This window comes from Alkalicoccus daliensis, assembly GCF_900103955.1.
GTDB lineage: Bacteria > Bacillota > Bacilli > Bacillales > Salisediminibacteriaceae > Alkalicoccus > Alkalicoccus daliensis.
Map to the genome: position 1 here is coordinate 59024 of NZ_FNIL01000015.1, position 10016 is coordinate 69039.

12 protein-coding genes and 1 other annotated feature are annotated in these 10016 nt (G+C 42.4%); of the genes, 9 read left to right on the plus strand and 3 right to left on the minus strand.

The genetic code is table 11. The annotated features are described in order from the left end of the window. The first annotated feature begins 18 nt into the window (after nucleotides 1-18). Entirely contained in the window at nucleotides 19-1482 is a 1464-nt protein-coding gene (locus tag BLP92_RS16270; protein WP_090844012.1) for a glycoside hydrolase family 1 protein, read from the plus strand. 83 nt (nucleotides 1483-1565) lie between these two features. Next, nucleotides 1566-2402 (plus strand): Cof-type HAD-IIB family hydrolase, encoded by an 837-nt coding sequence (locus BLP92_RS16275; RefSeq protein ID WP_090844013.1) that lies wholly within the window; start codon nucleotides 1566-1568, stop codon nucleotides 2400-2402. A 59-nt stretch (nucleotides 2403-2461) separates the two neighbouring features. Here the strand turns inward: BLP92_RS16275 and BLP92_RS16280 are convergent, their stop codons facing one another. Then, nucleotides 2462-2818 carry a DUF3139 domain-containing protein gene (locus BLP92_RS16280; RefSeq protein WP_090844014.1) on the minus strand — a complete coding sequence of 119 codons (357 nt, stop codon included), beginning with the start codon at nucleotides 2816-2818 and terminating at the stop codon, nucleotides 2462-2464. Between the two features lie 231 nt (nucleotides 2819-3049). Beyond that, nucleotides 3050-3306: a binding site (T-box leader), on the plus strand. A 56-nt stretch (nucleotides 3307-3362) separates the two neighbouring features. Between BLP92_RS16280 and BLP92_RS16290 the strand changes: the two genes are divergently transcribed. From BLP92_RS16290 to BLP92_RS16305, 5 genes are all read left to right on the plus strand, one after another. After that, nucleotides 3363-4622 carry an MFS transporter gene (locus BLP92_RS16290; protein ID WP_090844016.1) on the plus strand — a complete coding sequence of 420 codons (1260 nt, stop codon included), beginning with the start codon at nucleotides 3363-3365 and terminating at the stop codon, nucleotides 4620-4622. Nucleotides 4623-4757: 135 nt separating this feature from the next. After that, on the plus strand, nucleotides 4758-5195 hold the full coding sequence (locus BLP92_RS16295; protein ID WP_090844017.1) for a hypothetical protein: 438 nt from the start codon (nucleotides 4758-4760) through the stop codon (nucleotides 5193-5195). A gap of 75 nt (nucleotides 5196-5270) precedes the next feature. Further along, nucleotides 5271-5762: a GNAT family N-acetyltransferase gene (locus BLP92_RS16300; protein WP_090844018.1), complete on the plus strand. Its 492-nt coding sequence runs from the start codon at nucleotides 5271-5273 to the stop codon at nucleotides 5760-5762. Beyond that, a complete protein-coding gene (locus tag BLP92_RS18115) occupies nucleotides 5759-5902 on the plus strand; it encodes a hypothetical protein (RefSeq protein ID WP_175444333.1) in 144 nt (47 codons plus the stop codon). Before BLP92_RS16300 ends, BLP92_RS18115 begins: the two co-directional genes overlap by 4 nt. Nucleotides 5903-6148: 246 nt before the next feature. Further along, on the plus strand, nucleotides 6149-7651 hold the full coding sequence (locus BLP92_RS16305) for an amidase family protein (RefSeq protein WP_090844019.1): 1503 nt from the start codon (nucleotides 6149-6151) through the stop codon (nucleotides 7649-7651). Between the two features lie 56 nt (nucleotides 7652-7707). On the opposite strand, the gene BLP92_RS16310 is transcribed toward BLP92_RS16305, so the two are convergent. After that, nucleotides 7708-8136, minus strand: a complete 429-nt coding sequence (locus BLP92_RS16310; protein ID WP_090844020.1) for a hypothetical protein — start codon at nucleotides 8134-8136, stop codon at nucleotides 7708-7710. Nucleotides 8137-8392: 256 nt separating this feature from the next. On the opposite strand from BLP92_RS16310, the gene BLP92_RS16315 reads away from it, so the two are divergent. After that, the gene (locus tag BLP92_RS16315) at nucleotides 8393-8860 is read left to right on the plus strand and encodes a hypothetical protein (protein ID WP_139148972.1); all 468 of its coding nucleotides are present in this window, start codon (nucleotides 8393-8395) and stop codon (nucleotides 8858-8860) included. A 91-nt stretch (nucleotides 8861-8951) separates the two neighbouring features. Then, nucleotides 8952-9362, plus strand: a complete 411-nt coding sequence (locus BLP92_RS16320) for a hypothetical protein (RefSeq protein ID WP_090844022.1) — start codon at nucleotides 8952-8954, stop codon at nucleotides 9360-9362. A gap of 357 nt (nucleotides 9363-9719) precedes the next feature. On the opposite strand, the gene BLP92_RS16325 is transcribed toward BLP92_RS16320, so the two are convergent. Beyond that, nucleotides 9720-10016: IS3 family transposase (locus BLP92_RS16325; RefSeq protein WP_139148916.1), on the minus strand; the 297-nt coding region annotated here is incomplete at its 5' end.

Genomic DNA, 10016 nt, shown 5'->3' on the forward strand with positions numbered 1-10016 from the left:
TCTAAGGAGGATGTTATTATGACAAATACACTATTTCCAGAGGGATTTTTATGGGGCGGCGCGACTGCTGCTAATCAAGTGGAAGGCGGATTCAATGAGGGGAATAAAGGGCCTAATATGGCAGATGTACTTCCGGGAGGAAAAGAGAGGCTGAAGGTGTTGAAACAGGCAGATTTTGATTTTGAACCTAAGCCTGGGACACACTATCCGAATCATGAGGCGATTGATTTTTATCACCGCTACAAGGAAGACATTGCATTATTTGCGGAGATGGGATTTAAAGTTTTCCGCATGTCCATCGCCTGGTCCCGCATTTTTCCTAAAGGTACGGAAAAAGAGCCAAATGAAGAGGGATTGGCGTTTTACGACCGTGTATTTGATGAGCTGCATAAGCACAATATTGAACCGGTCGTTACAATTTCTCATTACGAGATGCCGCTTCACCTTGTGAAAGAGTATGGCGGCTGGAAAAGCAGGGAAGTCATTGGGTTTTTTGATCAATATGTGCAAGCGCTTTTTAACCGCTTCAAAAATAAGGTAAAGTACTGGATGACGTTTAATGAAATTAACAGTGCGATGCATTTTCCTATCATGAGTATGGGATTTACTATAAATGATGGAAACGATAAGTATCAGGAATTATTTCAGGCATTTCATCATCAGTTTGTAGCGAGCAGTATGGCAGTAAAGCACGCACGGAAGATAATGCCGGAAGCAGAAATAGGCTGTATGATTATCGCGGCGCCTATCTACTCCTACGACAGCAACCCGGAAAATGTCCTTTATGCGCTGCAGGAAGAACAGCGGTTCAATTATTTTGCGGGAGATGTGCATGTTCGTGGAGAATATCCAGCTTTTATTCAACGGTTTTTTGAAGAAAATAACGTAAAGCTGGACATTCGGGAGGGAGATCTTGAATTAATTCGTGACTACACAGTAGATTATGTGGGATTAAGTTACTATATGTCTATAACGCAAAAAAAGAACAAAGAAGATGCAGAAACTGCTGCTGGTAATCTGTTGGAAGGAGTAAAAAATCCATTTCTTAAAGCAAGTGACTGGGGTTGGGAAATTGATGCGACCGGCCTCCGTATTATACTTAACAAGCTTTATGACCGCTACCAAGTACCGCTGTTCGTCGTAGAAAATGGACTTGGTGCTTATGACAAAGTAGAGGAAGATGGTTCCATCCAGGATGATTACCGGATCGATTATCTGCGCACGCATATTCTAGCTATGGGAGAAGCAGTGCAGGACGGTGTTGAGCTGATGGGTTATACCAGCTGGGGCTGCATCGATCTTGTTAGTATGTCATCAGGAGAATACTCCAAGCGCTACGGTTTTATCTATGTGGATAAGCACGATGACGGCTCGGGGACGCAGGAACGACGCAAGAAAAAATCATTTGACTGGTATAAGCAAGTCATCGAAACGAACGGGGCTGCGCTTACTTCCGGCGAAAAAATTTCTTCAGGAAGCTAATGTAATAAAACGACCAACTATATTCAGGAGAAGGGGATTTCCCCTTCTTCCTATTTTTTTAAGGGAAGAAAGGATGAAGATATATGCAGAAAGCTGTATTTTTAGATGTTGATGGAACGTTAGCAAATAATAACGGTATCGTTCCAGCCTCTGCAGCAGCAGCTGTCCAGCAGGCAAGAAAAAACGGTCATTTCATTTTTATATCCACAGGCCGTACTAAAGCAGAATTATTCAGTGACATTTTGGATATCGGATTTGACGGAATTATTGCAGCGGCCGGCGGCTACATAGAATATGAAAACAATGTACTTCTGCACCAAACAGTAAAACAGGAAGATGTAGCGTATCTTGTAAACTTCTTTAATCAGCACAAAATTGACTTCTATTTAGAATCAAACGGAGGTCTTTACGCAAGCAAAAACTGTAAAACCCGCATCCGTAAGATTATTGATGATTTTATTTTGAAAAATCCTGAAAGCCGGTCAGAAGTGGAGAAAGGCATTATGCCTTTTCACGATGCACTGGTCGCAGGGGAAGAGCTGGTACGTCCGGATATAAACAAAATTTCTTTTTTAGGATCTGATGTGCCGATAGAAACAATAACAGAGGAATTCTCTTCTAAGTTTCACGTGATTCCATGTACAGTATCGCTATTTGGGAAAAACAGCGGTGAATTATCAATTCCAGGTATTCACAAAGCAACAGCGATCGCACAGCTGCTGGAACATCTTCAATTAAGCAAAGAGCATACATATGCTTATGGAGACGGAATGAATGATATAGAAATGCTCGAATACGCGCAGTACGGTATTGCTATGGGAAATGCGAAAGAACCAGTAAAACAAGCGGCTGATGATATTACAGAGACACCTGATAATAACGGCATATATAACAGTTTTGTGAAGTATGGAATTATTTAAAAAGAGATGTAAAGAAAAGCATTCTTAATAGGAGCATGAAAAACTGTTTTACCATCCATCTAATTATTTTCTTCTTTGAACTGTAAATCGTTCAAGTTTTTGTTTGCAGAATACATTATCTGATAAATTTCATTCTCATTTTCTACCCAGTAATGATATGTTACCTCAGGCTCATCTTCAAATACCACGCCAATATAATAGGGGTTCAAATGCTTGTAGCCATCTTCCCGGTGCGGCACCGTGGTAAGATTCCAGTTCTCTTCCGGATACTGCTCTTCTAAATAAGGGGCTAACATTTCTGCCTTTTTGTCAATCTGCCAGTCCAGCCATACAGGACGAAAGATAAGAACTGCGCTCAGGCTTAAAACAATCAAAAGCACGCTTATAACGCTCAGTTTTTTCCAGGAAAACTTCATTGTATCTGGTCTCCTTTAATTCGAATTTAGAAATTAAGACAACTTTTATATTTTAAAGTCCAGATACGGTAAATACATCTTTATACTCCACTGATTTCATCAGGCAGTAGAGGGTGTGTGGGTTCTTTACCCAACTGATCCCCTTTGCTTATTTTAACATTCAATTCCAACAAAAACCCTAAATTTTCTATTTCTTATTCATCTGTGTAATGATATAATGTTAAAAATTTCTAAAATGCAGTGATGAGAAAAGTAAACAGAAATATTACCTCACAGAGAGCTCCGTCCGCTGAAAAGGAGCAGGTTAATTTTTTGTTGAAACAAGCCTCTGAGCAGGGCACCGGAACCTTACGGAAAGGGGATGGTGTGACGGGAGCTCCCGTTACAGAGCCAGGGTATAAGCATTTACTGCCGTACCTGATGAGGTTAATATGGAGACATATTAATAAACTGGGGTGGCACCACGATTATAAAATCTCGTCCCTGAGACATTCGTCTCGGGGATGGGATTTTTTTGTTTATAAGCTGAGGAGGAGTGAGGAGAATGAAAGCAAAAAATTTGTTTAAAAAGTGGAAATACCCATCCATTTTGCTGCTGGGAATAGGGATCTCCAATCTGGGAGCATGGATGTACTTAATTGCTTTAAATTTAATTATTTTCAATCTGACAGGATCGCCGCTTGCTGTCGCGGTGCTTTACATTTTGCTTCCTGTCGCTGCGCTAGCTACAAATTTATGGGCGGGGAGTGTGGTTGACCGGCTGAATAAACGGAACTGTATGATTTTTCTAGACATCTTTCGGGCAATCTTAATTTTTCAGATTCCGTGGCTGCTTGAACATTCATTGTGGCTCGTTTACATGATAGTATTTTTTATCAATATGGCAGGCGCAGTGTTTGGTCCGGCTTCAATGGTATATATCACAAAGTTGATCCCCGTGAAGGAACGCAGAAAATTTAATTCCTTCCGCAGCTTGATTGATTCCGGAGCTTTTCTTTTAGGGCCAGCGCTTGCAGGACTGCTGTTTATGGTCGGTTCCCCGGAATTTGCGATTACTTTCAATGCATGTGCCTTCTTTTTCTCCGGGATGATCACTTTGTTCATGCCGGATTTGGAAAAAAATCTTAAAAATGATTTGGGTAAGGAGAAAATCTCTTCAGCCATGTTGAAGAAAGATTTTTTCATGGTGATGAATTTCAGCAGAAAACACTTGTATATCATGCTGGTTTATTTCCTGTTTACATCTGTGATTATTATGACGGAAGCAGTTGATTCTCTGGAAGCTGCTTTTGCGAAGGAAGTGCTCTTATTATCAGATAGTGATTACGGTTTCTTAGTGAGTATTGCAGGTGCCGGGATAATTGCAGGGGCCATTTTGAACACCTTACTGGTAAAAAAGCTGACTGTATCTGCTCTGATCGGGCTCGGTGCGGTTTTTGTTTCCTCCGGGTACCTGCTTTATGCATTCTCGCACACATTTTTCATGGCAGCAGCTGGCTTCTTTTTTCTCTCCTTTTTCACAGCCTTTATTCACACTGGATTTCTTACGTTTTATCAGAACAATATTCCTGTCGAGGAAATGGGAAGGATCAGCAGTATCTATGAGCTGATTCAGGCGGTATTTGTTATATTCACGACCCTGCTCATCGGTTTTCTTGCACAGGCAGTATCAATTCAAAATGCAGTCATAGCTGGAGCGTTCGTCATGCTATTTTTTGCTGCAGTGTTAAGTTTCTTCTGTATGCCTGCTTCCAAGAAAGAGTATTTTCAGGATATCCCGGTGGAAGAAACAAAAGCAGTATAGAGCGTTTTAATTGGGAGTGTAAAAAAATAACAATTATGAAACTGGAAATTGTATAATAAGTTTATATTAATCAGCAGATATCACTAACAAAAAATACAATGTTTTAATAGAGAACCTGAATGGAGGAATATCTAAATGAGATTTCCAAAAGTAATGGCAGCTTTATTTGCGTCTATTCTCACTGCAGTCTGCATGCCGGTTATTCTTCCTCTCTTTGATGAGCCGGGTGCTTATTTTGCAAACGTGTTAATTTATGCGCTGTACACCAGTCCTGTTATATATTCCTATGGCATAGCAGCTTCTAAACTCTCGGAATTTTTAAGCGGGAAATATCACAAACGTTTTTCAAAATTTTTCTCTTTCTTGTACCATATCAGTTTTGGATTTTTATTTGGCATTCCTTACTTTCTTCTGGTGGACAATTTAATCTTCAGCGAAGGCTTGCTGAATTATATTTCCATCATTGGAATGGTGGCAGGGGCAATATATTTTCTTGTAAATGAAGTCGTTATGTATATTTATCATCGTCAGGGAGCTGCCTTAATGCGGGAAAATGGAGAGGAACTAATATAAAAGAAGACCTTTTCTGTTTGACTGCACTTTTGCTATACTTAGAAAAATTCCTGTTTCTTTATAAGGAGGGTCCCTATGATCATAAAAGAAGCGTCTCCGGAAGACGCAGAAATTATTCAATACCTGATGCGGCAGGCATTTCAGGTGTATAATCACGAAAATCCGCCCTCTGGTGCGCTGAAAGAAACAATAGAAGAGATTACTATGGCACTGATCAATGGACATCGCGCCCTGATTGCTTATGAAAATCAGAAGCCGGTGGGTGTCGTAAGGTTTAGTGCAGAGGAAGAAGGCTGGTATTTTTCCAGACTTTCCGTACTTCCTGAAAAACAGGGAAGAGGGATCGCGAAACAGCTGGTGGACAGGCTCGAACAGCTTGCGCTGGAGGAAGAGAATACCTACCTGTATTGTAAAGTCAGAAAAAGTGCACAAAAAAACATTGCGCTATACGAAACGTGGGGATACGAACTTTTTCACGAGGAAATTATTCATAAGCCCGGCGGCATTCAAATTGAAGCTGTATCTATGGAGAAAACGTTAGCTGCAAGAAAGGAAAAGGCACGGTGAAGCATATTTACGCATTTGAATCAGGAAGTGAGTTCCGGCAGCACCAGTCTTTTATAGAGGATGTAAAGAAAAAGCTGGCAGCATACGAACTTTTTTTGAAGCAGCATTTTACATTAACAGCGCTGCCAAAGGCAGTCTAGCTGAGAAAGTCCCCTCCGGAAAGCGTCCGGCGGAAGCAAAGCGTCTTACCGCATTCCAGATAAGAAGCTCTTTCGTTCGTTTTTAGATAAGAAACACGAGATAATATCAGCTAATCAACAGACGTGGCAGAAGACAGCCTTTTTAATCAGGCTATATTTAAAAACAAACCATGCAAAAAATGGAACTTTAACGCAGCATAGGACATCTTAGACTGAAAAAAACAGAAAACAACAGGAGGATATGCAATGAAGGATTTCCATTATGAGAAGTATGACGCAACAGGCCTCGCAGAACTGATCCGCTCCAAAGAAGTCACTTCAAAAGAAGTGGCGCTGAAGGCAATTACGAGAATTGAAGGAATGAATCCTGCGCTGAATGCCGTGATACATAAATTTTATGATAAAGCAGTGCAGTCGGCTGATACAGGCAGACAGGAAGGGCTCTTTCCAGGAGTGCCGATGCTGCTAAAAAATTTAAACCAGGAAATAGAAGGAGAAATTATTTCAGAAGGATCGAAAGTTCTCCGGCATTACAGAGCTGAAAAGGATGCGACTTATACGAAATGTTTGAAGCAGGCTGGAGTAAATATTTTTGGCGTGACGAATGTGCCTGAATTTGCTCTGATGGGTATTACTGAGCCTGCCGTTTACGGACCTACAAGAAACCCGTGGAATATTCACGTAACCCCGGGCGGATCAAGCGGCGGCTCCGCTGCAGCAGTTGCCTCCGGGATGGTGCCGGTTGCCGGTGCAAACGACGGTGGCGGCTCAATCCGGATTCCAGCAGCGTACTGCGGTTTATTCGGCATGAAGCCGACGCGGGGCAGAACGCCGGTGGGGCCAGTCCGCGGGCGGGCATGGCAGGGCGCTTCCGGAGACCATGTGTTAACGAAATCGGTGCGGGACAGCGCTGCGTTTCTGGATATTCTGGAAGTAAGAGAGAAAACAGGAACCTTCCGTGCGCCGCCGCATAAATCCCGCTATCTGGAGATAATGAAAAAGCCGCGGATTAAACCATTAAAAATTGCTTTTTCTCTCAATTCTCCGATCGGTTCCGCAGTGGATGAAGAATGCAGGCAGGCGGTCCTGCAGACGGTCCAATGGCTGGAAGCCGCAGGGCACTCGGTTGAAGAGCGGTCAGCTCCGGTAGATGGAAACAGCATCGCGAAAAGCTATATGACACTTTATTACGGGGAAGTAGCTGCAAGATTAAAAGAAATTGAAGCACTGATCGGCAGAAAAGTGACAATGTCTGATGTCGAGCCTGTAACCTGGCTGCTCGGTATACTCGGCAGAGCAATTTCAGCAGAAGAATTTGTGCTGCGGCTGCGGACCTGGGATGAAGCTGCAATACAAATGGAAGCTTTCCACGAAACGTATGATCTGTACCTGACACCGGCAACCGGAAAGCTCCAGGCAGGCATCGGAGAATTTCATTTACAGAAAAAGGAGCAGCTGCTTCTGCAGATTGTTTCCAGGCTGAATGCCGGAAAAGCTCTATTGAAAACAGATATTCTCGATCAGCTGATTCAGCAGAGTCTGGAAAGAACGCCGTTTACGCAATTGGCAAATTTAACAGGCCAGCCTGCGATGAGCGTTCCACTGTATCAAACGGCAGCAGGGCTGCCGGTGGGTGTCCAGTTTATGGGAGCAAGGGGAAGAGAAGATCTCCTGTTTCAATTAGCGGCAGCCCTGGAGAACTCTGCTTTGTGGCAGGATGTCCATCAAAATCCATTTATGAAGCTTTAAAATATCTGCACATGAAAAAGGAGCTGCCCTTAGGGGTGGCTCCTTTTTTGCAAAATTTAATATTTGTTAGGAATTCTGCTGCTGATAAAACTACCAGCGAGCGTATAGCCGCAGATAAGGCTGATGAGCGAAGGAATATTCGTCTCAAATAAACGAATAAAGCTAAAAGTAAACGGAAGTGTAAACTCAAACGGGAGAAATGCAAAAAGCAGTGCTGCGGGCACATAAGCCGCAGGAATAACGATAAACAGAATTTTTGCCCACTGCACTTTCCAGCGCCTGTCAGCTCTTTTCTCCTGAAGCAGCCGGGGTATGCGCAGAAGAATGCCTATGAAAAGTGGAAATAAAATCACAAACAGCGTTCTTGGCAGAATATCACCGGAGGTTCTGGCTATATTTTCAAAGTAGAAATATAACTGTCCTCCTCCTAAAAGAATGATTCCTATAGCGACAGCCCATACTGCAGTTTCAGCATAATTTTTCATGATATCCTCCCTTGGTAAGTAGCTTGGTTTGGTGGTTAATATGAAATCTTTACAGTGTCTGGATCAGAATGCCTGCTTTATGTAGCTATATCCAGCCAGCGTTCTGTCTGCTTGGAAATCTCCTCTCTTTAAATGGCTTTATTACTATACGGAGGAGCAGTTTTAAAAGTTTCAATTATATGGTATTTTTAGAGGATAATTAGAAATTTCTGGAGGAGGATCTAATGAGAAAATTTCATGTTATTGTTTGTTCAGCATGATTATAATCACAGCCTGCGGCGCGCAGAGTACAGAAACCGATCAACTGCCGGAAGAAATGCCGGAGGACTTTGAAGTCATTCTGCAATTCGGCATGAGGCAGCCGCCGAACGAATTAAATACAATAGAAGAAACGTTTACGAAGGATTTGATTACAGAAGGTCCCGCCACTACAGAATTTCCGCTTAGTGGAGAAGAACGGGAATTCATTTATACAGAAATGCGGGAGGCAAATGTGCTTGACGTTGCAGAAAACCAAGGCGGTTCCTCCTGCAAAGAACCTCATTACAGCTACGATTTGGAAATGACCGCTGCTGGAGATACGTACAAGGAAAGCTGGGATACTTCCTGTGAGAACCCCAACACAAACGCCTGGGAATCATTTATGGATTCAATGATGGCAGAAATTATCGAACCGCGGCCGGAATATCAGGAGCTGCCGGAACCCACCGGAGGATATGAATGAAAGCTTCGCAACGATAATTTTATTTTTTAAACTGATGAAATCTCTGGGTACAGATTACAATAACGACTCAATTCTCTAAGGAGTGAAAAAGATGCAGATTTCAGCGAAACACGCAAAACTGTCTTTCTTCATTGCGGGAGCTGTTTTTACAGCACTTACCGTGCTGTTTTTCACCGCATCCATCCTGGGTGGTGCATTCTTTGCAGGACATGAGCTGAGTGTCGCAGCGATGGCAGTAATGAGTTTTTGTCTTGCTTATTTTTATCCGCATTTCATGGAAAATAAAGAAATAGCGAAACAGGTGAGAGGAGAGGCAGCCTTTTATACCTGTTTGTGCATTTTAGGATATCTCTCAATATTTATACTGCTTTATCAATTTAACCTCCTCTTACTGACAGGTATTCAAACAGTCTGGCTTCTTGCATTCCTCAGCACGTGTACGCTGTATACCTTTTTTGCTGTAGTAACGCGTAAAAAAATTAACAGCGTTTCAGGCTATTGAAAAAATACTTCTTCAGTATATGTATGCGCTTTTATGATTTGTCTTCGAAGGTACGCGTTCTGGAGGGATCTCCCCCAACTAACTTGTTTGTCCATGCGAATCTCCGAATCGTTCATAATTCTCCGAGGAGTCGATCTTCTGCGACTACAGTTTAGAAAAAAGGCGATGGGGTTTTTTCAGCGTCTCCAGAACAAACGCATCTTTTTTCTATAAAAACCGATTCTCCATAGCGTCCGGCGGTGACGCCAGTGGGATTCAAGCGCAGTCTGAAGATCCTTTCTTTTGCCCCAGGGGCAGGAGAAATAGCTGAAGATAAGCCCCACGGCAAGGTAGTGACCCCTAAAAGTTAGAGTTTTCTTATGAAGCTGATTGGATGGTTTGATTCCGATATTGGATGGGGCTCAATCCGTCCAATTTTGCTTTTACACGTTCATGATTATAGTACTCCATGTAGCTCTCCAGTTTTCGTTTCAGTTCTTCATACGAAACCAGGTCTTCTCCGTGATACATCTCCTGTTTGAGAATCCCGAAAAAATTCTCCATCATGGCATTATCTGCGCAGGTTGCTTTTCTGGACATACTTTGAAAGATTCGATGTTTCTTTAAGGTTTTTACCCACTTTTTGTGTTGGTAGTGCCAGCCTTGATCCGAGTG